The sequence below is a fragment of the Azoarcus sp. TTM-91 genome, from assembly GCF_012911025.1.
Lineage (GTDB): Bacteria > Pseudomonadota > Gammaproteobacteria > Burkholderiales > Rhodocyclaceae > Azoarcus.
The window spans coordinates 16,363-42,081 of record NZ_WUEI01000010.1; the positions used below are offsets into that span (position 1 = coordinate 16,363).

Annotated in this window: 14 protein-coding genes and 1 tRNA gene; 13 read left to right on the forward strand and 2 right to left on the reverse strand. The window is 62.7% G+C overall.

Annotated elements, in window-relative coordinates; genetic code table 11:
* Positions 1-11: 11 nt before the first annotated feature.
* The 9 genes from GRF61_RS04870 to GRF61_RS04910 all read left to right on the forward strand — a co-directional run bounded on the left by GRF61_RS04870 (position 12) and on the right by GRF61_RS04910 (position 7,165).
* Positions 12-698 carry a response regulator transcription factor gene (locus GRF61_RS04870; protein WP_169149582.1) on the forward strand — a complete coding sequence of 229 codons (687 nt, stop codon included), beginning with the start codon at positions 12-14 and terminating at the stop codon, positions 696-698.
* Positions 673-2,160: a sensor histidine kinase gene (locus GRF61_RS04875; RefSeq protein WP_169149583.1), complete on the forward strand. Its 1,488-nt coding sequence runs from the start codon at positions 673-675 to the stop codon at positions 2,158-2,160. The genes GRF61_RS04870 and GRF61_RS04875 overlap by 26 nt, the downstream gene beginning before the upstream one ends.
* A gap of 188 nt (positions 2,161-2,348) precedes the next feature.
* Positions 2,349-2,657, forward strand: a complete 309-nt coding sequence (locus GRF61_RS04880; protein WP_169149584.1) for a DUF485 domain-containing protein — start codon at positions 2,349-2,351, stop codon at positions 2,655-2,657.
* Complete coding sequence (locus GRF61_RS04885; RefSeq protein ID WP_169149585.1) at positions 2,654-4,369, forward strand: cation acetate symporter; 1,716 nt, start codon at positions 2,654-2,656, stop codon at positions 4,367-4,369. The genes GRF61_RS04880 and GRF61_RS04885 overlap by 4 nt, the downstream gene beginning before the upstream one ends.
* Positions 4,370-4,440: 71 nt before the next feature.
* Positions 4,441-4,516: transfer RNA gene (locus GRF61_RS04890), tRNA-Phe, on the forward strand.
* Positions 4,517-4,775: 259 nt separating this feature from the next.
* Entirely contained in the window at positions 4,776-6,215 is a 1,440-nt protein-coding gene (locus GRF61_RS04895; protein ID WP_169149586.1) for a site-specific integrase, read from the forward strand.
* Positions 6,212-6,622, forward strand: coding sequence for a hypothetical protein (locus GRF61_RS04900; RefSeq protein WP_169149587.1), 411 nt, complete (start codon positions 6,212-6,214; stop codon positions 6,620-6,622). Before GRF61_RS04895 ends, GRF61_RS04900 begins: the two co-directional genes overlap by 4 nt.
* Positions 6,610-6,858, forward strand: coding sequence for a plasmid stabilization protein (locus tag GRF61_RS04905; protein ID WP_169149588.1), 249 nt, complete (start codon positions 6,610-6,612; stop codon positions 6,856-6,858). Before GRF61_RS04900 ends, GRF61_RS04905 begins: the two co-directional genes overlap by 13 nt.
* A complete protein-coding gene (locus GRF61_RS04910; RefSeq protein WP_169149589.1) occupies positions 6,848-7,165 on the forward strand; it encodes a type II toxin-antitoxin system RelE/ParE family toxin in 318 nt (105 codons plus the stop codon). Before GRF61_RS04905 ends, GRF61_RS04910 begins: the two co-directional genes overlap by 11 nt.
* 117 nt (positions 7,166-7,282) lie before the next feature.
* Here the strand turns inward: GRF61_RS04910 and GRF61_RS04915 are convergent, their stop codons facing one another.
* Positions 7,283-8,785: a Fic family protein gene (locus tag GRF61_RS04915; RefSeq protein ID WP_169149627.1), complete on the reverse strand. Its 1,503-nt coding sequence runs from the start codon at positions 8,783-8,785 to the stop codon at positions 7,283-7,285.
* Between the two features lie 253 nt (positions 8,786-9,038).
* The gene (locus GRF61_RS04920; RefSeq protein WP_169149590.1) at positions 9,039-11,018 is read right to left on the reverse strand and encodes a hypothetical protein; all 1,980 of its coding nucleotides are present in this window, start codon (positions 11,016-11,018) and stop codon (positions 9,039-9,041) included.
* Positions 11,019-11,742: 724 nt separating this feature from the next.
* On the opposite strand from GRF61_RS04920, the gene GRF61_RS04925 reads away from it, so the two are divergent.
* From GRF61_RS04925 to GRF61_RS04940, 4 genes are read left to right on the forward strand one after another with little or no spacing between them, the layout of a single operon-like run.
* Complete coding sequence (locus GRF61_RS04925) at positions 11,743-17,046, forward strand: DEAD/DEAH box helicase (protein WP_169149591.1); 5,304 nt, start codon at positions 11,743-11,745, stop codon at positions 17,044-17,046.
* A gap of 2 nt (positions 17,047-17,048) precedes the next feature.
* Positions 17,049-19,901 (forward strand): helicase-related protein, encoded by a 2,853-nt coding sequence (locus GRF61_RS04930; protein WP_169149592.1) that lies wholly within the window; start codon positions 17,049-17,051, stop codon positions 19,899-19,901.
* Positions 19,902-19,928: 27 nt separating this feature from the next.
* On the forward strand, positions 19,929-23,861 hold the full coding sequence (locus GRF61_RS04935; protein ID WP_169149593.1) for an N-6 DNA methylase: 3,933 nt from the start codon (positions 19,929-19,931) through the stop codon (positions 23,859-23,861).
* Positions 23,851-25,674 (forward strand): DUF4209 domain-containing protein, encoded by a 1,824-nt coding sequence (locus GRF61_RS04940; protein WP_169149594.1) that lies wholly within the window; start codon positions 23,851-23,853, stop codon positions 25,672-25,674. The genes GRF61_RS04935 and GRF61_RS04940 overlap by 11 nt, the downstream gene beginning before the upstream one ends.
* Positions 25,675-25,719: the final 45 nt, after the last annotated feature.

The following is a 25,719-nucleotide window of genomic DNA, read 5'->3' on the forward strand; positions in this document are numbered from 1 at the left end:
ATCCACATCCTATGCGCATTCTGCTGGCTGAAGACGATGCGATGATTGCCGATGGCATTGGCCGTACGCTACGGCGCAATGGCTATGCGGTGGACCATGTGGGCGACGGCGCCGATGCCGATGCTGCGCTGGCGTCGCAGCCTTACGATTTGCTGATCCTGGATCTTGGCCTGCCGCGCGTGCCCGGCATTGAAGTGCTGAAGCGGTTGCGGGGGCGCAAGTCGGCGCTCCCGGTACTGATCCTGACTGCCCAGGATGGGGTGGAAGACCGTGTGCGCGGGCTGGATGCCGGGGCGGACGATTATCTGACCAAGCCCTTTGCGCTGCCGGAACTGGAGGCCAGGGTGCGTGCGCTGACCCGGCGTGGCACCGGCCAGCCGCGTTGCATCGAGATCGGCCGGCTGAGTTATGACCAGGCGGACCGGGTGGTGAAAATCAATGGTCAGGTGGTGGACTTCTCCGCGCGGGAGGTCGGTTTGCTGGAAGTCTTCGCACTGCGCGTCGGCCGGCTGGTAAGCAAGGATCAACTGGTGGACCACCTTTGCGGCTGGGGCGAGGAGGTTTCCAGCAACGCCATCGAGGTCTACGTTCATCGGCTGCGCAAGAAGCTGGAAGACAGCGGCCTGCGCATCGTTACCGTACGCGGTCTCGGTTACTGCCTGGAAAACCCGGATGCGCCCCCGGCGACGAAGGTCTGAAAAGCCGGCGAGAACGCCGGGCGCGCGCTACCAGCCGAACTCCCTGTTCGGCGAGATCCTGGACTGGATGCTTGCGCCGCTGCTGTTCCTGTGGCCGATCTCCATCATCGTCACCCATAACGTTGCCGACAACATCGCCAACCAGCCGTATGACAGAGCGCTCGCCGACAGCGCTCGCTCGCTGGCGCGGCTGGTCACGATGGAGGGTGGGGCTGTCACCGTCCATTTCCCGGCGCCGCCGCGCGCGCTCTTCCGCGCCGACCAGGACGACACCGTCTATTACCAGGTGGCCGATCGCGCCGGCGCGGTGATTACCGGGGATCGCGAGATTCCCTGGGTGCAGGCGCCGCCACGGCCACTGGCGGAAGAGGTGTTGTTCCGGGATGACGTCATCCACGGCGAGGAGGTGCGCATCGCCTATCTCTATCTGCGGCCGGAACTGGAGCCGGACAGTCCGCTGACGCTGGTACAGGTCGCGGAGACTCGCAACAAGCGCTCCGATCTGGCGTCGCGGGTGGTGACCGGCGTGCTGCTGCCCCAATTCGCCATCATCCCGTTGGCGGTGGTGCTGGTATGGGTCGGCCTGAGCCGCGGTATTGCGCCGCTGAACCGGCTGCAGAGCTTGATCCGCCGCCGCCGCCCTACCGATCTGTCGCCAGTTCCCCCGGCCAGCGTACCGGAGGAGGTCCGGCCGTTGATCGTCGCCTTCAACGACATGATGGCGCGGCTGGAAGAGAACCTCCACGCCCAGCAGCGCTTCATCGCGGATGCGGCTCATCAGATGCGGACCCCGCTGACCGGACTAAAGATGCAGACGGACCTGGCCTTGAGGGAGAGTGATCCGGAGCAGTTGCGCGAGTCTCTCGCCCGCATTGCCGAGAGCACCGACCGCGCCAGCCACCTGATTAGCCAGTTGCTGTCGCTTGCCCGGGCGGAAGCCAGTTTCGAGAAGCTCTACGCTGTGGAGCCGGTGGACCTGAATGCGGTGGTCCGGGAGGTGGCTCAGGATCTTTTTCCGCGGGCGCTGGAGAAGGGCATAGACCTTGGGGTCGAAGGGGCAGGGCGGCCCCTGCAGGTGGACGGCAACTTGGTGCTGCTGCGGGAGATGATCAAGAACCTGGTCGATAACGCCATCAAATATACGCCGCGGGGCGGCAGCGTCACCGCGCGGACCAGACTGGCTGGGGCGCCCATCCTGGAAGTCGAGGACAGTGGCATCGGTATTCCGGAGGCAGACCGGGAGCGGGTATTCGAGCGCTTCTACAGGGTGTTGGGCAGCGGGGCGGACGGATCCGGCCTCGGCTTGCCCATCGTGCGGGAGATCGCCGAGTTGCATAGGGCTTCTGTAACCCTCAACCCTAATCCGGCAGGTGCGGGCACCATGGCCAGGGTGGTTTTTCCACGCGGCCAGCACCAAACTGCGCCGCCTGCCTTGCAGAGCACCTACTTTCCGCTGGGCTAGATCCCGAGTTCCATAAGTTAATTGATTGCGAAAATTCAATTAATTTTTTTGACAAACGGTCGCCTGCTCCACCTTTTTTTGCATTCGCTCTTCTCCCCGTAAGCAGGTCGTAAGGCTTCGGGAATATTTTGCTGATGCGACCCGGGGGGCTTCGTCCCGGCTGTCCATAGCAAAACAAGGAGGGAGACATGCAAGAGAATCTGGCAGCAAAGATTGCAGCCAACCCGAAGTACCAGCAGCTCGTCGGTACGCGCTCGCGCTACGGTTGGACGCTCACGGCCATCATGATGGTCGTCTATTACGGCTACATCGCCATCATCGCCTTCGACAAGGAACTCTTCGCGGAGCGCCTGGGAGCCGGGGTCATGACCTACGGCATCCCGGTGGGCCTTGGGGTGATCCTCTTCACCGTGATCATTACCGGGCTCTATGTGCGGCGTGCGAACTCCGAGTTCGACTCGCTGACCCAGGAAATCGTCAAGGAGAGCGGCAAATGAGCGGTCGTAACCTGAGAGTTGCTGGCGGCCTCGCGCTGGCCGCGCTGTCGGCAGGCGCGTTTGCTGCTGGTGGCGATATTGGCGAAACGGTGAAGCAGGCGACGAACTGGACCGCCATCACCATGTTCGCCGCCTTTGTGCTTTTCACTCTATGGATTACCAAATGGGCGGCGGCCAAGACGAAGTCTGCGGCTGATTTCTATACCGCCGGCGGTGGCATCACCGGCTTCCAGAACGGTCTGGCAATTGCCGGTGACTACATGTCCGCGGCCTCCTTCTTGGGTATTTCCGCCGCGGTCATGGCCAGTGGCTACGACGGCCTGATTTACTCCATCGGCTTCCTGGTCGGCTGGCCGGTCATCACCTTCCTGATGGCCGAGCGCCTGCGCAACCTGGGCAAGTTCACCTTTGCCGACGTGGCGGCCTACCGCTTCAAGCAGACCCCGATCCGCGCCTTTGCGGCCTCAGGCACGCTGGTCGTGGTCGCCTTCTACCTGATTGCGCAGATGGTGGGTGCCGGTCAGTTGATCAAGCTGTTGTTCGGCCTGGAATACTGGATGGCGGTGGTCATCGTCGGTGTGCTGATGATGGTCTACGTGCTGTTCGGCGGTATGACTGCCACCACCTGGGTGCAGATCATCAAGGCTTGCCTGCTGCTCGGTGGGGCTTCCTTCATGGCCTTCATCGTCATGTGGAACTATGGCTTCTCTCCTGAACAACTTTTCGCCGCTTCGGTGAAGGTTAAGGCCGATGCCGCGCTGGCTGCCGGCAAGTCGCCGGAGGAGGCCGGGGTGATTGCCCAGGCGATAATGGGACCAGGGTCCTTCATCAAAGATCCGATCTCCGCCATCTCCTTCGGCATGGCGCTGATGTTCGGTACGGCGGGGCTGCCCCACATCCTGATGCGCTTCTTCACCGTGCCGGATGCCAAGGAAGCACGTAAGTCGGTGTTCTGGGCGACCACCTGGATCGGCTACTTCTACATCCTGACCTTCATCATCGGCTTCGGCGCCATCGTGTTCGTTTCCACCAACCCGCAGTTCCTGGATGCCAACGGTTTGATCGGCGGCAACAATATGGCAGCGATTCACTTGGCGAACGCGGTGGGCGGCAACGTATTCCTCGGCTTCATGTCTGCGGTTGCCTTCGCTACCATCCTAGCGGTGGTGGCTGGCCTGACATTGTCGGGTGCTTCCGCGGTGTCGCACGATCTCTACGCCACGGTGTTCAAGAAGGGAAATGCGGATTCGGCTTCGGAACTGCGTGTGTCTCGGATGACCACCATCGCGCTGGGCGTCGTTGCGGTTGTGCTTGGCATTGCCTTCGAGAAGCAGAACATCGCCTTCATGGTTTCGCTGGCCTTTGCCATCGCTGCATCCGCCAACTTCCCGGTGCTGTTCATGTCCGTGCTGTGGAAGGATTGCACCACCCGTGGCGCATGCTGGGGCGGCTTCCTCGGCTTGATCACCGCGGTGGGCCTGACCATCGTTTCCCCGTCGGTATGGGAAGCGACGCTCGGCAACCCCAAGGGTTCCGCGCTGTTCCCCTATACGTCGCCGGCGCTGTTCTCCATGGCGGTAGGTTTCGTGGGCATCTGGCTGTTCTCGATCCTGGATCGCAGCGAACGTGCTGCTGAGGATCGTGCCGGCTACTTGGCGCAGAAGGTGCGTTCCGAGACCGGCATCGGCGCCGCTGCTGCGTCCAGCCACTAAGAAGAAATGGGGCGCGCTGGTGATGAAATGTTTGACTCCAGCAGCCGATTCGCTATAATGCGCGCTCCTTAGGCCAGTTAGCTCAGTTGGTAGAGCAGCGGATTGAAAATCCGCGTGTCCGTGGTTCGATTCCGCGACTGGCCACCAAGAATTATCAAGCACTTAGCCCAGCCCATAAAGCTGGGCTAAGTGCTTTTTGTGCCTCGTTCTGACGTTTTTCTGTCAAACGGGCCGGTGGCCGATGGCGTTTGCATGCGCCCCAGTGCGCACTTGCAGCGCATGTCGACGGTTCATCCCCACCGTGTGCACCTATACGCAACTCCAACCTTCGTGGAGTTGCTCATGTATCTGTTCATAGCCCTTTTCATGACCCCTTCCGAGGCACTCGCCTCGAAAGGCGGATGCCATGGCTAAGCCTTTCCAGGAAGGCGTCGGCTGGGCCTTCCGGATACGGATCCGGGGCGAAGCCCTGTACCGATCCGGTTTCAAGAGCAAGACCGAGGCTGCGCGTGCGATGGATGCGCTCAAGGCCGAGCGCTGCGCTGCGCCCGCCCAGTCCGGACGCGGCGCGCATCGCACCAGCGTGGGGGTGGCGTTCTCGGATTATGCGAGGGAGCGCCTGCCGTACCTCAAGGGTGCCAGTCAGGACGTTCGGCGCATCAATCGCTACCTGCGGGCGCTCAGGCTGCCCGTCATCGAGCTCGCCCCGGTGACGCTTGTGAAAGAGGGCAAGCGTGTCTATTGGGACGTCACCTTCGTTGAAGAGCCCGTACGGGTCATCCCGGCGTCGCTGACCGCGCACCGGCATCGCTTGGGCAAGGAGAGCGCGCAGAGCGATCGGGCCCGCAAACAGCTGGCCGGCACGATGATGGCCGATGTGACGACGCACCACGTCCAGGCCCTCATCAACGCGTTACGTGCAGAGGGGAAGAAGTCGGCGACCATTCACCTCGAGCGTTCCGAGCTGCGCCGGTTGTTCAAGCACGCCAGCGCCGTGTGGAAATGGCGACGGCTGGGGGGGAATCCTGCCGGTGCCGAACTTGATATGCCCGCGGTCGAGGCGGGGCGCGACCGTGTCGTCACAAACGAAGAGTGGCAGAAGGTCTCCGTGCACCTGGCGGCCTATCCCAACCCTTACGCGGCACCGCTCGCCTGTCTGATGCTCGAGACCGCCATGCGCTCGTGCGAACCGCTGGTGCACCTGCGTTGGGGCGACATCGACTGGCGGCAGCGTGTGCTCACGCTGCAGGATGCGAAAGCCGGCGGTCGTAAGGTGCCTCTGGGGCCGGGTGCCCTGCACGTCCTGTCGCAACTGAAGAAGTATGCGCCCACGCCTCCGCTGCCCGACGACAAGGTGTTTCCGACGACCTACGAGGCGGTCAAGAAAGCCTGGGCGGTGTCCTGCAGAAAGGCGGGTTTGACGGACGTCGGGCTGCATGACTTGCGGCACACCTCGGCGACCCGCTTTGCGCTTGAGTTCGAGGGCAATCTGCCGGTGCTGATGGTCATCACGGGTCACAAGACGGCCCAGATGGCGATGCGGTACGTGAACATCCAGGCGACGCAGGTCGCGACGATGATGCACAAGGAGCCATTGCCCGTGGCGCACACGGCGGCCGGCTACGAAATGGGGGTGACGGCAGCGATGGACGCGGCGCTCGAGGCGCGAGCACACGCCTCGCTTGAAACACCCAAGGGGCCTCGCAGTCTGGAGCCGGAAGCGCCTGTCGGCGCCGAGGGCTTGGGAGGCGCCCGTGTGGCGGAGATCACTTCGGCACCCAGGCCGGCGGCTGGCGCTCGCTCGGGCACCATCATCCCGGTCGACTTCCGTAGGAGGGCCGCATGATGGCAGGCGGTGCGCATGTACCTTCGGTCGAACTGAAGACGGTTGAGTTCATCCTGGGCGCCTCGGAAGCGCCAGCATCCCGTGCTGTGCATCTTCGCCATCACGGCTTTCGGGTGTCGCTCGAGTACGAGCCCGAGTTGCCGGTGCCAGGCGTTGGCATCTTCAAGGACGTGTTGGTGATTACGGACGTCTACGTCCCGCCGCGTTATCGCCGGTGCGGCTGGTTCCGGGCCTACCTCAAGCTGTGTGGGTTGCTCTGTGGCGAGGCTCTGATCGTCGATGAGCTGCACGGGCCAGTGCGTGATGCGCTCATCGGATACGGCTTTGTGCCCGTGCCCGGCGACGCAGTCATGCTGAGTAAGCACTCCCCTTTTAGCGCGTCCTGGAGGCCGAGATGGCTCACCTGATTCTGGCGGAAACCACTGCGACCGTCTCCGAACTGAAGCGCAACCCCATGGGTACGGTTGCAGCGGGGGCGGGCATGCCCGTTGCAATTCTGAATCGCAGCGCGCCGGTGTTCTATTGTGTTCCCGCAAAGGCCTACGTAGCGTTGATGGATCGCTTGAAGGACCTGGAGCTCAATCTCCTTGCCGATATGCGTGCCAGCCAGCGCGTTACCCGGGAGACGCTCGATGAACTATGAGCTTGGATTCATCGATGAGGCCCTGGCCGAGTGGCGAGAACTCGACGGCAGCGTCCGGGCGCAGTTCAAGAGGCTGCTGGTCGAGCGTCTGAAAAAGCTGCCCGTGCCGGCAGCAACGCTCGGGGGGCATCCGGATCGCTATGAAATTGCGCTCCGCAGGGGTGGGCACCGACTGGTCTATGAGATGCGGGGCCAGCAACTGGTTGTGGTTATCGCGGGCGGCAAGCGGGATCGCAATGCGGTGTTCAAGGCGGGGCGGACGCTGCCCAACGGAACGCTGACGCAAGGCTCTAGCGCAGGAACTTAGCGCAGGAAACAAGAGAAGCCCGGGAGAGCCTATGCCTTCCCGGGCTTCTTCCATGTCTGGCTGCGAAAGCGAACCCGTCAGTCTGCCCTGCGGCCATGAAGGCGCTCGACCATCGATTCATGCGCTTCTTGCGTTGGGCTCTGGAAACACCAACCGGAAGTTTCGTAAGTCCGTCTCGAAGGCATTACTCCGCTTGAACGCTTCGTAGAGCAGGTGTCGTGGTTGGGTGTAGTCGAACGCTGCCGTCCAGTTATGGAGGCGGACCATCGTGCGGAGGTAAGGCGTGGCGTCGGCGTGGCCCGACAGGCGCCTCAGCGACAGCAGGTAATCCTCGCGAGAAACCGTCGGTACGATGATGCGGGACCGGCCTGCAGCGCTCAGGACACAGTTCATGGCCAAGCGTGCCGTTCTCCCATTCCCGTCCAGGAAGGGATGCACCTCGGAGACGACGAACATGGTCATCAGGGCACGGGCGAGCGGGGCTTCCAACGCCTGAATCCGCTCGAACCCCTCCCGCAGCGTGCCCTGCACGCGTTCGGGGGCCACGAATGGCGTCGCTCCTGCCTGGTTGTTATGGCTTTTCCACTCTCCTGGGTGCTTGTCCGGTCGGGACTGCATGACCAGCGCATTGACACTCTTGAGCCAGTGCAGGAAGTCGTCCGCCGTGTTCGCGGGCTGATTGCGCCATGGCGGATGCATCGCGCTCTGGAAGGTCCCCAGAAGGTCGTGGGCGTCTTCCAGCCGGTTCGGGGGGAGCCGGCCTTCGAAGACGATTTCTTCGGCTTCGCTGACCAGAAACGTGGTGCCTTCGATGTAGTTCGAGAAGTAGGCTTCGAAGAACGAGAAGTTCTCGCGCGCGACGCCAGCTTCCGCCGTGGCGGCCACTTCCGGCAAGGCCTCCGAGCGCAGCCGGCTGAATAGCGTGTCGAACAGGGCGAGGCGGTCCGGGTCAGAGGAGCGACCGGCGGCACGTGCCAGCACTTGCTTGCCATATCGTTTCTTGTTCTCGTCGGCTTCCAGCAGGGCGCCCATGATGGCGTCCAGTCGCTTGAACTCTTTTTCTCGACCCAGGGTGTCAGCCCGCGTGCGACAGGCATCCCGGAGTTGATTGAACCGATCCTCCCCGCGGATCGAGAGCATCTTGTCGAGCGCCGCCTCGAGCACGTCCTGGGGAAGCACGCGCTCGCTCACACCACGGCCCGTCGCCAAGTTCTCCAGCAACCAGCGAGGTTGGCTGGCGAGGAACAGGCGCTTGTAGGGTGTATCGCCTTCCACCGCGCCTTGTCCCGGAATGATCTTGATGGCGAGGCCGGGCAGCTCCAGGGTTCGCGGTCGATTGCCACGCGTCACGTAGAGGCGCCCCTCAACCGGCTTCGCGTCATGCCCGCTCCGATAGCTGAGGACCCCACCGGGCAAAAGGTGGCTCGCAATCTTCGCCCAGTGGCGCAGTACGATCGTTTCCGGGGGGCTGGTCAGATTGCTGGTGTAGACCCCCTGGTACAGCTTCAGCAGTCGCCCCTCGGCGAGAAGCCGAAGAACCTGACGGTCTGCGGTGGGGTTCCCTTCACCGGTGAGAAGGATCTCTGGCAGCGAGATGTCGGTTTTATGCTTGATTGTCACGTTCAAGCCCTGATGATGTGTCTGTTGTTTGTATTATTCGACAGATTTTTGTCTGAAAATTGTTCAATTCTCGCGCGCGGGATGTCGGATTCGTTGGAATGCAGCCTGGAGGACTCAGTCGTGTTCTCCAGGCTGCATTACGTGACAAGTTGTGAGTCTCGGCTGCGCGCGCTCACCGCCACCTAGAACGTAGGGTCACCTCATAACGCGGGCTACGCAGTGCTGCCGCGTTCAGGCACAGGGTCGGAAAGGCTCATTTCAGTGTGTCGAGATAAGCCTCGTAGCGCGAGAACGAGTCGTCTCGGCGCAGGTGGGCGTAGTTCTCCAGCACGGTCGTCAAATTGTCGTTCAGCAGTTCGGCCACCGTGAGGAAGTCTCCAGGGTGTTTGCGAAGCCAGTCCGTGGCGACGAGGTGGCGCATGGCATGCGGACCGAAGCCAGGCGAGCCAGGGATGTAGCGTCGCGTCAGATGCCGCACTGTTCGGCTCAATCCTTCCCAGATTCCGCCGTCCTCGTCACCGACCAGCAGGTAAGTACTGGCCTTACCTGCCAGCAAGGTCTCCCGGTACTCCTCAATGTACTCGTCCATCATTGGTTTGACCCAATCCGCAACTTTGACCGAATATCCCCGGGACTGCTTGCTGTTGCCGGTTTTCAGGTGCACTGGCTGCAGTTGGATACGCCAACCTTCTGTAGGACTTCCGCGGACCGTGCCGTGGCCGTCTGGCATCCAGGTGAGTGAGGCGAGGGTTCGCACTCGCATCGGGTTGGACAGCAAGAGTGCGAGGACAAGTGCGTTCCGCTTATGTCTGGCTTCGCTGATGCTTCCAGGGGGAGAGTTGGCGGCATCTGTGTCGATGCGAACGATCGCGTCCCGAATCGGCTTGAGTGGATTAGGCGAGTTCAGAAGGTTCGCAATGGGCTCTGCGGGGTTGCGACTGACACTGGTTGCACTGCGGATATAGTCGCGCAGGAATTTATGGCTCTTCGCACACATTTCCCGCCAGGCATCGTCACTTGCGGGCCGAAATCCCTCGGGTAATCGCACCCGGTAAACGGCGGCCTGCTGCCACAAGAACCCGGTCTGAGGGCGGAGCAGGCTGGAGACTGCGCGGGCAAACACCTTCTGTCCGTTGTGTCGAATGCCGTCGGATTGACTTGTTATCCATTGCAGGAAGCACTCAAGCGCCTGGGGATGGGCACACCAGGCTAGCGTTTGTGGCGGCGGTTCATACCACGTGATGCCCCCGTTCTCCGGGGGCAGGTTGGTCAGAACCCCAAGAAAGGTGCGTATGCGTTGCATGAACATGCTGGCGGTTGGACAGACCATCGTCCCGCGCTGGGCCAAGGGACTTACGGACGAAGCGACGGTCTGTGGTATGAGGCGCCAATGGCCACGAGGTTGACGCTCGAGGGTTGGGAAATCGCTGATCTTGTAGTCGAAGAGTGCGCGCCATTCTTGCAGGAAGGAGACACCCAAGGCGGATTCGGGAAGCGGCAGATTGTGCTTTGGACGTTCTGCCATCCGCAGGCGGTGAGAAGGCAACGCCACAGCCGTCTCCTGCTCATTGATGGGCTTCTCTATGAGGTTCACTAGGGCATCGCGGGTAAGGCCGAGCCTTACCTCCAGCCGTCGTAAAGCGGGCAGCGTGTCGGCACGCGGTGTGGCGCCTTTCAGCCAGCGCCACAGGGTGGTCGGATCTACCCCCGCTTGCTTTGCCAAAGTCTTGGGAGCAACGCCGGTTTCCGCGATACGCAGCCGGAGCGTAGCCCCGAGGCTGCAATGCTTGCTGGGTGGCGGTGTGTCACGAGCAGTGAGCGAGGCTTGGTAGAGCTTCTGAATTGCCTGAAGGTGCAGCCTTCGGTCGCGGCGTGTCCGGGGCGCTACGGTGATGCTTTCGAGATAGTCCCGGACCTTGGCGTCGAAGCTTCCGGCCAGTTCCGTGCCGACGTTCGACTCGATGGTTTTTCCGCAGAACGCCAGGTATCCATTCAGGGTACTCAGGTGGTTGCGGTATTGCTGGACTGCCGAGGCGGTCGGATTGTCGGCGACGGAGAAGCTCTGCTTCAGTTTGTTGACGAGGTCGAGGTAAGGAAATGCCATGAAGAGCTCCGGTGAGTTGGAGCCCGCAAACACGCTGCTGAACTGTGTGACCTCGATGACGTTATCGCCAGTAACGACGGAATAACGTGAGTTTTCCAAGTTGCTGAATCCATAATAATTTCCTTTCATTTTTCACTCCCCTGCTTGGAAGGCAGGAGGGCTGAGTAGCGTTATCGCGGGCCAGGGTTGTAAGGGCGTATAGCGCGCGATGGGGACGATGAACCCGTTGCTGATCAAGAAAATCTGTGGCGGCGACTGGCAGCACTGGACTGAATGAAGTTGGTAAGCAGCGATGTGGGAGGTGCTTGCATCCCAACGCCGCCGTAATTGCCGTGCTCAGCGTTGCCATCAGCACGCCAGTGCAGGAGGATCTTGGCCCACTCCCCTCTGTAGTACTGGCATTTCTAGGCTAGGAGATCTTCACCAGATTCCGGCTGTTCGCGAGTGAGTCGGCCAGGGCCATCGCGCAGATGGCGTCCTCAGGGCAGAAGGCGTTGTCGTAACGGAGTGAGTCAAGCTCCTTTGTCTTGACGTTGCTCCACTACGGGACGGAGCCGTGATGTCTCAAATAAAAGCTCGCAGAGCACGTTCGTCACTGAGCGAGGTCAGCTGTAAGGTCTGTATTCGCACGGCCTCGGCGCCGGGAGTGTGGCTCCTTGGACAACTTTGAGGCGCTGTCATATGAATTTTGCGGGGTTGACGTTACGAGAAGCCTTGTACGCAGTGCTTTTGATCGGCATTTACTCGAGCTCAGAAAGTAGAATCACAACACAACGGTGAGGCCGTTTTTGAGGAAGCACGGCCCGCCACGAGGATGTTTTTGGGCCGTGGTGAAAAGCGATGGGTAAGCCAAATGGATGTGTTTGAATTTCGTGGAAAGTTGGTTCGTGACTACGCTGCGTTTACACGTAGCTTTACCCGTATCCACGCCGAGGACATCAAAGCCTTCGTTGATGACGCCTACAACTCGGGGCGCTACTGGCCTGCGCCCTTGGTCCAGGTCAATCCCAACTTCAAGGTGGGCGGTACCGTTGAAGCTCTGGTAGCCGCGGGTGCGCTGTACCCGGAGTGCGGACGCATCTTCCGCGCTGGCAAGTCGGCTTCGAGCATGGGCGTCTCGCTTACCCTCTTCAAACACCAAGAGGAGGCCATCGGCTTTGCCCAGAGCGGCGAGAGCTATGTCCTGACCACGGGTACCGGTTCGGGCAAGTCGCTGGCCTACTTCATCCCGGTCGTAGACGCCATCCTCAAGGCTAAGGCAGCCGACCCGACGCCTCGCACCCGGGCCATCGTCATCTACCCAATGAACGCGCTCGCGAATAGCCAGCTTGAGGAGCTTGGCAAGTTTTTGGGCGACTATGGTGACCATCCGCCCGTGACCTACGGTCGCTACACCGGCCAAGAAAACGACGAGGAGCGCCAGCGGTTGGCCGCGAACCCGCCGGACATCCTCCTCACCAACTTCATGATGCTCGAACTGCTCATGACGCGGCAGGACGACAAGGACAAGGCGCTCATTCGCAACGCTCAGGGCCTGCGCTTCCTTGTGCTGGATGAGTTGCACACCTATCGTGGTCGCCAAGGGGCGGATGTCGCACTGCTGGTGCGTCGGGTGCGCGAGGCGCTTGCCGATAAACTGCAGTGCATCGGCACCTCGGCGACGATGGCCACCGAAGGCACCGAACAAGCAAAGAACGAGAAAGTGGCCGAGGTTGCCAGTCGCTTGTTCGGCACCCGCATCACGGCCGCAAGTGTCATCACCGAAACTTTGCAGCGGGTCACGACGGAGCAGTTGCTGGTCGAGCATGTACGGTCGCAACTTGCTGAAGCCATCCGTGCTGGTGTCCCCGAGTCAGCCTCCTATACGGCGCTCGCCCAAAACCCGCTTGCCGTCTGGGTGGAGCTCACGTTGGGGTTGACCCGCGACGAAGGAAAATGGCGTCGCGCCCGTCCTATCACCCTGGACGCTGCCGCCGACCAGCTGGCGGCGGATGCCGGTGTTGATGTCGAGCAGGCCAGAAAGGTGTTGGCGGACTTCCTGCTGCTCGCATACCGTACAACTGACAAGCCGCCCTCGGAGGGCGGGCGCAGCCTTTTCGCCTTCAAGCTCCATCAGTTCATCTCGGGTGGCAGCAAGGTCTATGGCACCCTCGAACCTGCCGGGCGGCGCTACCTCACTCTGGAAGGTAGTCAGTTTGTCCCCGGTGACCGTGCACGTAGGCTCTTCGCACTGCACTTCTGTCGTGAGTGCGGGCAGGAGTACATCCCGGTCTGGGACGAGAATAACTCGGGCGGTCGGGTGTTCAACCCGCGTAGCATCGAGGAACGCAGCCACGAGGACGAGGACGTCAAGAATGGCTACTTCATGCCGGACACCACGGGCGTCTGGAATGACACGCTCGACCGCTATCCCGAAACCTGGCTGGAGCCCAAAAAAGACGGCGACTTGAAGCTGCGCTCCAACTACAAGAAGCGTCAGCCCCATCACGTCCGCGTCGATGCAGAAGGCCGGCATACCAGCGACGGGACGACCGGTTGGTACATCCCCGGCAATTTCGGCTTCTGCCTGCGCTGCGGAGTGGTACATCCGACTGCGGGCAAGGAATCGCTGCGGTTGACTGGCCTGTCAGGCGAGGGACGAAGCTCAGCGACCACGATGCTTACGCTGTCGGCGTTGCGTTACCTCTACGAGGAAGACGACCAGCTCAAGGAAGAAGCCAAGAAAGTCTTGGGCTTCACGGACAATCGGCAGGATGCTGCGCTGCAGGTCGGCCACTTCAACGACTTCCTGCAGGTGCTCCTGCAGCGTGCCGCACTTTTCGCAGCGGTTCAGAAGGCAGGCGGTAGCCTGACCGAGGGCGAAGTCGCGGAGGCCGTTTTCAAGTCACTCGGCTTCGACCGCGACGACTCCGGTGTGCGCGCCGAGTACATGCAAGAGCCCGAAATCAAGGGCAACGCCCGGCGCCAGGTGCAGGACATCATGCGTGCCATTCTTGGCTATAGGGTTTATTTCGACTTGCGCCGTGGTTGGCGCTACAACAACCCCAATCTCGAACAGCTTGGCTTGGTCCACATTGAATATCAGGACCTCGATAACCTCGCGGCTGACACTGGTGAATGGTCAGAAGCCCCGATTGCCTTGCAGGCGGCGTCGCCCGAAGTCCGAAAGCGGCTCCTGGTCATGCTTTTCGATGCCATGCGCCAGGGGTTGTGTCTTGCGTCGCGCTACCTTGACCGCAGCGAGCTGGACCGCCTCAAGACCTCCAGCTACGCCAACCTTCGCGAACCCTGGGGCTTCTCCGAGGACGAAAACCCCATCTCTTCGAACTGGTTCATCGTCGGCGCAAAGCCGCGCGATGAAGACCGTAGGAACGTCGAGTATCTCGTCTCCGGCAGTGCCCGCTCCAAGCTTGGGCGAGAGTTGAAGCGCCCTAGCAACTGGCGCGAAGCAGACGAGAGCGACAATCCACACACCGCCAAGCTCAGGGATGAGCAGTGCGAGGAGGTCATCAGGGCGCTGCTCAAGGCGGCCAAGTCCTATGGCCTGGTGGTGTCGGAAGAGACCGAATTCGGAATCACCGGCTACCAGCTCAACGGCACGGGTCTTTTATGGACGCTTGGTGAGGGCAAGAGCAAGAAGAGCGCGGATGACAACGCCTTCTTCCGGAGCCTGTACGGCAATATCGCGGGCATGCTCGCGGACCCTGTGCATCGTCTTTTCGATTTCGAGGCGCGCGAACACACTGCCCAGGTCGAGCAGGACGAACGGCTGGAGCGCGAGGCTCGCTTCCGCTTCACCCAGAAGGACCGCGACGACTGGCAGGCCGCGAACAACAAGCCGCTGGAATGGCTGCCGGTGCTGTTCTGTTCGCCGACCATGGAACTGGGCGTCGATATCTCCTCGCTCAACACCGTATACATGCGAAATGTCCCGCCCACGCCGGCCAACTACGCGCAGCGCAGCGGCCGGGCAGGGCGCGCGGGCCAGCCTGCGCTGGTCATCACCTATTGCGCCGCTCAGTCGCCGCATGACCAGTATTTTTTCCGTGACCCGGTGCGCATGGTCCACGGCCAGGTCAACCCGCCCACGCTCGACCTTGCCAACCGCGAACTCATCCAGAGCCACCTGCACGCCATCTGGCTGGCCGAAACCGGCAAGAAGCTCGACAACAGCGTGCGTGGATTGCTTGACATGAACGACCCCGCCGCACCGCTGACCGACGACTACCAGCAGCAGATGGATGCGGACGCGCCACAAAAGCGCGCGCACGAGCGCGGACTGCGTGTGCTGGCCATGCTTAACGATGAGCTCACTGAAGAGAAAGCCCCCTGGCATACGCCGACCTTCGCCGATGAGGTGTTCCGTCGCGCCTTCCTGTCGTTTGACCGGGCGCTCGACCGCTGGCGCGACCTCTTTGCCGCCACTAAGCGGCAGATGGAAATCAACCAGAAGGTGATGAATAACCCTGCGGCGAGCGAGCGCGACCGGCGGGATGCTAAGCAGCGCCACGATGAAGCCTTCCGCCAGCAGACCCTGCTTCTGCAAGAATCGGGCTCTGCCAACTCCGACTTCTACACTTACCGTTATCTGGCGAGTCAGGGCTTCCTGCCAGGCTATAACTTCCCACGCCTGCCGTTGATGGCTTACATCCCGGCGCGCAAAGGCAAGATTGGCCGCGAGAACTTTCTCTCGCGCCCGCGCTTCTTGGCCCTGTCCGAGTTCGGTCCTTACAGCCTCATCTACCACGAGGGCAGCCAGTACCGCGTCGTGCGCGCCATGCTCTCGGTCGGCGCGGAAGACCAGGTCTCGGTTGGTGCCAAGCTCAGCACCGAAGTAGCGCGCATCTGTCCAGCATGCGGCTACGGCCACTTCCGCAACCAGCGTGATGCCGACCGTTGCGTTTCGTGCAACGCTCCGTTGGCCGACTCCGTTGCGGTGCAGAACCTCTACCGCATCGAGAACGTCTCGACCAAACGTGCCGAGCGCATTACCGCCAACGAGGAAGAGCGTACCCGCCAGGGCTACGAGATGCAGACCACCATCCAGTTCGGCGAACAGGACGGACGCCTTCAGGTCATGCACGCAGTTATGAAGGAAGGCGACACGCCGGTGCTCGAGCTCCAGTACGGTCCCGCCGCGACCGTGTGGCGAATGAATCTTGGCTGGCGGCGTCGCAAGGAAAAAAGCCTCCTCGGTTTCATGATTAACCCGGTGACCGGGCATTGGGTCGGTGGTGCGGAAGAGTCTGGCGAGGCCGAAGCCGACACCCCACCCGATAAGACCCCACCGCAGCGCATCGTCCCCTACGTGGAGGACCGCCGTAACGTACTCATCGTGCGCCCGCTCGAAGAGCTCGACGTTAAGACCATGGCGACGCTGCAGTACGCCCTCAAGCGCGGCATCGAAGCGGTCTATCAGCTCGAAGAGAGCGAGTTGATGGCAGAACCCCTGCCGAAGGCCGACCTGCGCCGTTCCATCCTGTTCTACGAATCTGCCGAAGGTGGCGCAGGGGTGCTGACCCGCCTGGCGACTGAGCCTGAAGCCCTGGCCAGGGTCGCTGGCGAAGCACTCGCCATCATGCACTTCCGCCGCCCTGATTCGGGCGTCTGGACCCGAGCGCAATTGGTCGAAGAGCTCGACGCCGACGGCAAGCCCATCTGCGAGGCGGGCTGCTACCGCTGCTTGCTCTCCTACTACAACCAGCCCGACCACGTGAACATTGACCGGCAGGATGCCGACAACGAGGGCAAGGTACTCGACATCCTGTGTCAGCTGTCGCACGCGAGGGGCGAGGCTGGCAGTTTCGGTCGTACGGCCGAGGCGCAGCTCGGTGAGTTGGAACGCGTTTCCGGAAGTTCTCTCGAGCTGTCGTGGCTGAACTATGTCCGTGAGCATGGCTATCGGTTGCCCGACAAGGGGCAGCACACCATCGAGCGCTGTCAGGCGTCGGCGGATTACTTCTACGAGGACTGGAAGGCGGCCGTCTTCATCGACGGGCCGCATCATGAGGCCGAAGTTCAGGCCGAGCGCGACGCCGTCATCAACGCATGTCTGGAAGCCGTCGGTTACTACGTTGTTCGCTTCCCCAAAGACACCCACCGCTGGCCTGAGGTCTTCAAGACCCATGCTGGCCTGTTCGGAACTGGAAACACCTGACCATGACGGTTCAAGCTTCTTTTCAACCGGGCTCCCTCGTCTCTGCCCGCGGCCGTGAGTGGATTGTCCTGCCGCAGTCCTCAGGCGACACACTCCATCTTCGTCCACTCGGCGCCACCGACGACGACGCTACCCTTATCTACTTGCCCATCGAACCCGGGCCGGTAGGGCCGGCTACATTCCCCTGGCCCACGGCTGAGCAGGCCTCGAACTTCGCCGCTGGCCAACTCTTGCGCGATGCACTACAGCTCAAGCTGCGCACCGGCGCCGGCCCTTTCCGCAGCTTTGGCAACATCGCCGTTGAGCCACGCGCTTACCAGCTCGTCCCCTTGCTGATGGCGCTCAAGCAGGAAGTGGTACGCCTGCTGATTGCGGATGACGTGGGTATCGGCAAGACCATCGAAGCGGCGCTCATCGTTCGTGAGTTGCTCGACCGTGGCGAAATCAATCGCATGGCCGTGCTTTGCCCACCGCACCTGTGCGAGCAATGGCAGCGCGAGCTTAAGGAGCGCTTCCACATCAATGCGGTTGTGGTTCGCAACACCACCGCCAATCGCCTGGAGCGCGGCTTGCCAGCGAACCAGTCGGTGTTCGAGGCCTATCCCTTTACCGTGGTCAGCCTGGACTACATCAAGTCCGACCGGCGCCGGGACGAGTTTCAACGCGCCTGCCCGGAGTGCGTGATTGTCGATGAAGCGCATACCTGCACCTTCAGCGGCCAGGGCAAGCAGAAGCGCTACACCCTGTTGAAGGGGCTGGCTGACGACACGTCGCGCCACATGGTGCTGCTCACTGCGACCCCGCACTCAGGCGACGAAGAGGCCTTCTACAACCTGCTTGGGCTGCTCCATCCGGCGTTCCGCGAACTGAAGGACATCCCTTCGGACGCCCGTCGTCCGTTGCGTGAGCAACTCGCTAACCATTTCGTACAGCGCCGCCGCCCGGACATCGAGGAGTGGAATGACCGCAACGTCTTTCCCGAGCGCTTCTCGGCTGAAATCACCTACAAGCTCACCGGCGAGTGGGGGCGGCTGTTCGACGAAGTGCTCGACTACGCCCGCGACCTGGTCGAGCGCGCCGAGGGCAAGGGGCTCCTGCAGCAACGCATGAGCTGGTGGGCCGCGCTCGCCCTGCTGCGCTGCATCTCCTCTTCGCCAGCAGCCGCCGTCAACGCCTTGCGGACACGGCTGCAGGGTACAGGGCCGACTGAGGACACAGACGCCTCGGCCGTCGAACTCACGCTGGAGGAGGCAGAAGAGCAGGGCCGCGAGCGGGTGCTCGATGGTGTTGAGGACGACCTCTCCACCCAGGACATCGAACCGGGTGCCCGCACCGAAGACGGCGCCCGGCTTACCGAGTTGATTGAGCGTGCCGAGGGGCTGGCCGGTCCATCCAAGGACCCCAAGCTCAAGAAACTCATTGACCACCTCAAGGAGCTCACCGAATCCGGGTTCCAGCCGGTGGTGTTCTGCCGCTACATCGCCACGGCGCATTACGTGGCTGAGCATCTGCGCACTGTGTTCCGCAGCCATCAGGTAACACCGGTGACAGGCCAGTTTGCACCCGCCGAACGGGAAGCGACCGTCGAAGCAATGGGTGAAGCCGAACAGCGCATCCTGGTCGCGACCGACTGCCTGTCCGAAGGCATCAACCTGCAGAACCTCTTCACCGCCGTAGTGCACTACGACCTGTCGTGGAACCCTACCCGCCACGAGCAGCGAGAAGGCCGTGTAGACCGCTTCGGCCAGAAGGCGCGCGAAGTGCGCACCACCATGCTCTACGGTCAGGACAACCCGGTCGATGGTGCCGTGCTGCAGGTCATCCTGCGCAAGGCTGAGAGCATCCGCAAGGAACTTGGCGTGCTGGTGCCCATGCCCGACGATGAGGGCAAACTCACCCAGGCCCTGGTCGGCGCGGTGCTGCTGCGCAAGGGCACGACGACTACCCGCATGCCGCAACTGGGGCTCGACTTCGGCGACCCAGAGCATTCCATCGACACCGCGTGGACATCGGCGCGCGAAAAGGCTGCCAAGAACCGCACCCTGTTCGCTCAGCGCCGCCTCAAGCCCGAGGATGTGCTGCCCGAATGGCAGAAGACGCTGGCCGTACTCGGTGGCGAGGCCGACGTGGCGCGCTTCGTCAAACGGGCCGCACAGCAGCTCGGCGCCCCGATGGAAGAAACCAGCAAGGCCGGTGTGTCGCATTGGAAACTCCACGCCTCCAGCCTGCCCTTGGCAGTGCGCGAGCGCCTGGAAGGCGAGGGACTCTCGGGTACGCTGCGCATCGACTTCCATCAGCCGCCGGCGCCGGGAACGCAGTTCATCCAGCGCACCCATCCGCTCGTCGCGGTGCTCGCGGACTTCCTGCTTGAAACTGCGCTGGATGATGCATCAGTCGAGGCCGACACCGCACTCGATGCCGTCGCCCGCGCGGGCGCCATCTTCACCGAGGCCGTTGAGACGCGCACCACCGTCCTGCTGGTCCGCCTGCGTCACCAGCTCACCGTCAGCCACCGGGGTCAGTCCCGCCTGTTGTTGTGCGAGGAGACCGTCACAGTCGGGCTGGAGGCAGGTAGCGAATCGAACCCGCTTGCGGATACAGCAGCCCGCTCGCTGATGGCGGCCGAGCCTGCCCGCAACATGCCACCGCCGCTGCGGGACCAACACATCCAGCGCGCGCTGACGCAATTGCCGGAGCTTCAACCCACGCTGGAAACACTCGCCCGTGCCCGCGCCCAGCAACTGCTCGAAGACCACCGCCGTGTGCGGGTGGCGTCCGATGCGCGCGGTGAATACCGCGTCACGCCCAGCTTGCCGGTAGACATCATGGGTGTCTTCGTTCTCATCCCGGCCTGATGCCAGCAAACAGGAATCGACAAGAAGATGGCTCGCCGTAACAACCACGAACTCGCCTTTGCTGCCCTGTCCATTGAAGGCGCTTTGCTCGCACCGGACTTCCTCAACAAGGTTGCGCACCTCGATGCCGCCGAGCAGTCGGAGGCCGACTACGACATCCCCCGCGGGCTCAAGCTGCGCGACGAAATCGGGCGCTACTGGAAGATTGCCCAGAACCTCTGGCAGGACTTCTCGGTCCGGCGCGTGCGTGCCGACCTGGATAGCCACGCGGTAACAGCACGCGATTTCCTTGAGCCTTTCTGCCGACAAGTGCTGGGCTTTGCTGACTCGCGTGCAGTGGGGCAAGTGACCCTCGATGAGCGCATTTTCCCAATTGGCTTCGCCGCCGGTGAAGGCAGGGTGCCATTGGTTTTCGCCGCCCACGACCAGGGCTTGGACAAACCTAGTACCCGCCACGGCGATGGCGTGCGCCGCCGCTCGCCCTTCCTGCTCGCACAGGAATACCTCAACGCCAGCGGCGACTGCCTGTGGGCGGTGGTCAGCAACGGCCTCAAGCTGCGCATTCTGCGCGACAACCCCAGCCTCACCCGTCCGGCCTACATCGAGGCCGACCTGGAAGCCATCTTCAACGAGGGCCTCTACCCGGACTTCACTGCACTGTGGCTGCTCGCCCATGCCTCCCGCTTCGGCAAAGTCGGTACCGAGCCGGCCGACTGCGCCCTGGAGCGCTGGCGCAACACCGCGCAGGAGGACGGCATTCGCGCCCGCGACCGCCTGCGGGTGGGCGTCACCGAAGCCCTGCGCGCGCTCGGCACGGGCTTCCTCGCCCACAAGGACAACGCTGAGCTGCGCCGCCGCATCGAAGCCGGTGAAATCAGCACCCAAGCCTACTTCGAGCAACTGCTGCGCCTCATCTACCGCTTCATCTTCCTCACCACCATCGAAGACCGCGAAGTCGTCTTCGCCCCGGACGCCACCCCGGAAGCCCGCGAACGCTACCTGGCCGGCTACAGCCTGACCCGCCTGCGTCAGCTCGCCGCCCGCCGCCGCAGCTATGATCGTCACGCTGACCTGTGGCAGGTGCTCACCATTACCTTCGCCGGCCTGGGCCGGGGCCAGCCGGCGCTCGGCCTGCCCGCGCTCGGCGGCCTTTTTGATGCAGCCCAGTGCCCGGACCTGGATACCGGCCGCCTGGAAAACCAAGCCCTGCTCTCGGCCCTCTTCAGCCTCTGCTTCTTCCGCGATGGCGCGGCGCTCTCGCGGGTGAACTACCGCGACATGGATTCCGAAGAACTCGGCAGCGTCTATGAGAGCCTGCTGGAGCTGGTGCCCGAGGTCACCTTCACCGGCGGCGCACGCCGTTTCGGCTTCGTCGGCGACGAGGAGGAGGGCAGCACCAAAGGCAACGCCCGCAAGCTCACCGGCTCTTACTACACCCCGGACAGCCTGGTGCAGGAACTCATCAAGAGCGCGCTGGAACCGGTCATCGCCCGCACCCTGGCCGAAAACCCGCAGGCGCCGGTTCAGGCCCTGCTGGCACTCACCGCCTGCGACCCGGCCTGCGGCTCCGGCCATTTCCTGCTCGCAGCCGCCCGCCGTATCGCCGATGAAGTCGCCCTGCTGCGCGCCCCGGAAGGCAACCCCAGCCAGCAGGACTTCCGCCATGCCCTGCGCGACGTGGTGGCCCACTGCATCTATGGTGTGGACAAGAACCCCATGGCGGTGGAACTGGCCCGCACCGCCCTGTGGCTGGAAGCCTATACCCCCGACCGGCCGCTCACCTTCCTCGACGCCCACCTGCGCTGCGGCGACGCCCTGCTCGGCGTGCTGGATGAAGCCATCCTGCAGGACGGTATCCCGGACAAGGCCTTCAATGCGCTGTCCGGTGACGACAAGGAGGTGGTCAAACGCATCAAGAAGGCCAACCGCGACGCGGCGAAAGGCATCGCCAAGGCCAGGGAAAAATCTCGCCAGATGCTGAGCCTGGACCTGGGCGAAAACATCGATGCCGCCGCCTTCGAGGCCCTGCCGGACGACACCCTGGAAGCCCTGCAAGCCAAGCGCGCCGCCCATGCCGCGCTGGAAGCGAACATTGCCGCCTCCAAAGCCCGGCTGGCGGCGGACCTCTTCGTCGCCGCCTTCGTGCTGCCCAAGACGGCGGAAACGGAAGCCCGCGTGCCCACCAGCCAGGACCTATGGCTGGTGCTGAACGGTGACAACCCGCGCCCCGGCATCGACGAGTCGGCCCATGCTGCCGCCCAGGCCGCGCAAGCCTTCCACTGGTGGCAGGCGTTTCCTCAGGTCAAGGCCAGGGGCGGCTTCGATGTGCTGCTGGGAAACCCGCCGTGGGAGCGCATCAAGCTGCAGGAGGAAGAGTTCTTCGCCACCCGCAGCCCGCTGGTCGCCGAGGCGCAGCACAAGGCCGAGCGCGGCCGGCGCATCGGGCTGCTGGCCGAGGGCATGTTGCTGCACACCCTGTACCCTGAGGTGGAAGCCGCCCAGGGGCTGGTGCCGCCCAATGGTGCGGAGCAGTCGCTGTATGCGGAGTTCCTCGCCGCGCGGCGCAATGCCGAGGCCGCCAGCCTGTTCGCCCACGATGCCGGGCGTTATCCGCTCACCGGCGTGGGTGATGTGAATACCTATGCGTTGTTTGCCGAGAGCTTCGCGCAGTTGATGGCCGAAGCGGGCCGGGCGGGTTTCATCGTGCCCACTGGCATCGCCACCGATGACAGTACCAAGGCGTTCTTTGCCGGGCTGACGCAGGCGGGAAGGCTCGCCAGCCTGTACGACATCGAGAACCGGGAGGCTGTCTTTCCATCGGTTCATCGCAGCTACAAGTTCTGCCTGCTGACCCTGGGCCGTGCCGAGGCCGCCGAGTTCGTCTGCTTCGCCGCTCAGACCCACCAGCTGGCCGACCTGCGCCGCCGTTTCACGCTGACTCCGGACGAATTCCGCCTCATCAACCCCAACACCCTGACCTGCCCGGTGTTCCGCAGCGAACGGGATGCGGCGCTAACCAAAAAACTCTACCGCGCCGCGCCGGTGCTCATCGCCGAAGGCCCGCCCGAGGTCAATCCCTGGGGCATCCGCTTTATGCGACAAATGGACATGGCCAACGACAGCGGCCTGTTCTTTGACGCCCCGGCCCCCAGCCGTCTGCCGCTCTATGAAGCCAAGATGATTCACCAGTTCGACCATCGCTGGGCTACCTATTCGGCCGACGGCAGTGGCGATGTCTCCCCCGACCAGAAGCAGGACCCGGCCTTCAGCGTTACCCCGCGCTACTGGGTCGAAGCCGCCGAGGTCGAGGCCCGGCTGCGCGACAAGGGTTGGGAGCGGGGCTGGATGATGGGCTGGCGGGACATCTGCCGCTCGACGGATGAGCGAACGGTGATTGCGTCGGTGGTGCCGAGAGTGGCGACGGGCGACACGCTGCTGCTGATGTTTCCCGACCCCAAACATGGGCCAAAGGCGGCATGCCTGCTAGCCGACCAGTGCTCACTGGTGCATGACTATGTTGCCCGGCAGAAGGTCGGCGGGACGCATCTGAAGTATCACGTGAAGAAGCAGTTGCCGAACCTCCCCCCCGACCGCTACACCGACGCCGACCTCGCCTTCATCGTCCCCCGTGTCCTCGAACTGACCTACACCGCCTGCGACCTCAAACCTTGGGCTGCAGACCTCGGCTACGACGGCGAACCCTTCCCCTGGAACCCGGAACGCCGCGCCCAACTGCGTGCTGAACTGGATGCCTACTACGCCCGCCTCTACGGCCTGAGCCGCGACGAACTGCGCTACATCCTCGACCCCGCCGACGTGATGGGCGAGGACTACCCCAGTGAGACCTTCCGCGTGCTCAAGAACAACGAGATGCGGGAGTTTGGCGAGTACCGCACGCGGCGGCTGGTGCTCGAAGCATGGGACAGGGTCGAAACCTCGGAGATGGACGATGCCACTTAACTGGAGCTTCGTCACCGAAGAAGCACTCCAATCGCTGGACTTCGACCACTTACTTGCGGGTGTTGAGGAGCGCGAATGCATGGCGTACGGCGACGAGCTCTCGCGCGTTGAAAGAGACAATGAACGGTGGACTCCGGCCCAGCGCGAGTGCCTACGGTTCGCCGGCCTGGTCGTTACGATGATGCTGCGTCCCGACCAGCCATCTGACCCGTTCGGTCCAATGTTCGTCATCGACGACCGCCGAAGCGCCTTACCGTCCGACTTCCCAAGGCCAGAACTCTTGAGGCTGCAAGACTGGATGTTGTCTCTTCGCGACGCCGAGTTGCGAGCGCGCTTTCTGGACCTGCTCTGGGTGCAGGGGAAGTCATTCGTCGCAGCACAGGGCGCGGTCGAAGCCTATCTGGAGACTGCTCGTCGACTGGAACATCCGGAGCACTGGCCGCCGTGTGTTGAGCGTGCTGAACGTGCCCTCCGCCTCTCAGCGAGCTTGGGCAGGGGAGGAACGACCCTAAAGGGTCGCGTACTTGGTGAGATTGATGCGATGGTGTCGCGACATCGGGGCGAAGACCCGCTGTACCTCTCACTTCGCCTCATCCGATTGCTACTAGAGTTTCGGTATGGGGATTACCGCCGGTTCGCTAAGTACACAGGTTGTGCAGCGACGGCCGCGGAGAGGGCTGGCGACTTCTGGCGCGCGCGTGACCATTATCAGGTCGCCGCCGAATGTTACCGTTCAGTCGGCGATGTGGACGCGGAGGCGGCCGCACTTCGCGATTCGGCAGAAGCGCTGGTCAAGGAGGCGGAGTCTGCAAGGAGTCAGTCCGGACGAGGTGCTATGGTCGCAGCTGCGGTCTTGTCGGACGCGGTGGAAGCGATGCGGCAGGCACCGGGTGGAAAGGCGCGGGCAGCCGAGCTTCATGAGCGCCTTTTGGTGTTTCAAGCGGAGGCAGTTGCTGAGCTGAAACCTCTCTCGACCAGCATTGATGCTACGGAGTTGGTGAACCGTTCCATTGCAGCGGTTCGCGGCAAAACGTTGCGTGAGGCGGTCATTTGTCTGTGCGAACTGGCGCGCCCACCAGCTTTGGAGCAACTCAAGCAACAAGTTCACGAACAGGCCCGGGTAGCCGTCTTGGGGAGCCTTTTCCAAAGCGATGTGCTGAATTCGCGAGGGCGTGTCGTCGCGCGAGCGCCTGGACTTGAGCCAGGAGCGGCCGATACGAACGATGCCGGCCTCCGGTGGCGTTTGTTCCAATGTGCGCGACTTGCTCGAGGCCTCACGGTACAGGCAAAGCTGAATCCAGCGCGCGCCGAACTCCTCGCGGAGCACGCGCCTGACCGGCAGGATGTGGTCGCGCTGATTCAGCACAGTCCCTGGATTCCTCCGGGTCACCTGGAAAGCGTCTCACGAGCTCTGGTGGCGGGATTTCAGGGTGACATGCTTGTGGCTGGACATCTGGTTCCGCCTCAGTTCGAAGCGATGGTGCGCCACGTAGTGGAGTCCGGAGGCGGAGCGACGTCGATGCTTGAGCCGGGTGGGCTTCAGCCGGAGCGACCTCTTGGGGCATTGCTCGAAACGCCCGAAGCTTTGAGGGCGTTTGGAGAGGCCGGCATCTTCGAACTCCAGGACCTTTTTGTCGACCCGCTCGGTACGAATCTGCGCAATGAGGTGGCCCACGGCCTGCTGGATGACTCAGGACTATTTGGCACGGAAGTCTTATACGCGTGGTGGCTTCTGCTTCGTTACAGCGTGCTGACGTCATTGCTGATTGAGCGGAGACGTGCAGCCGAGGGTTCTGCTGAACGCGGACAATGAAAAGCGATAACGACTCGACTGGTCGGGTCAGGAAACTCAAGAAGA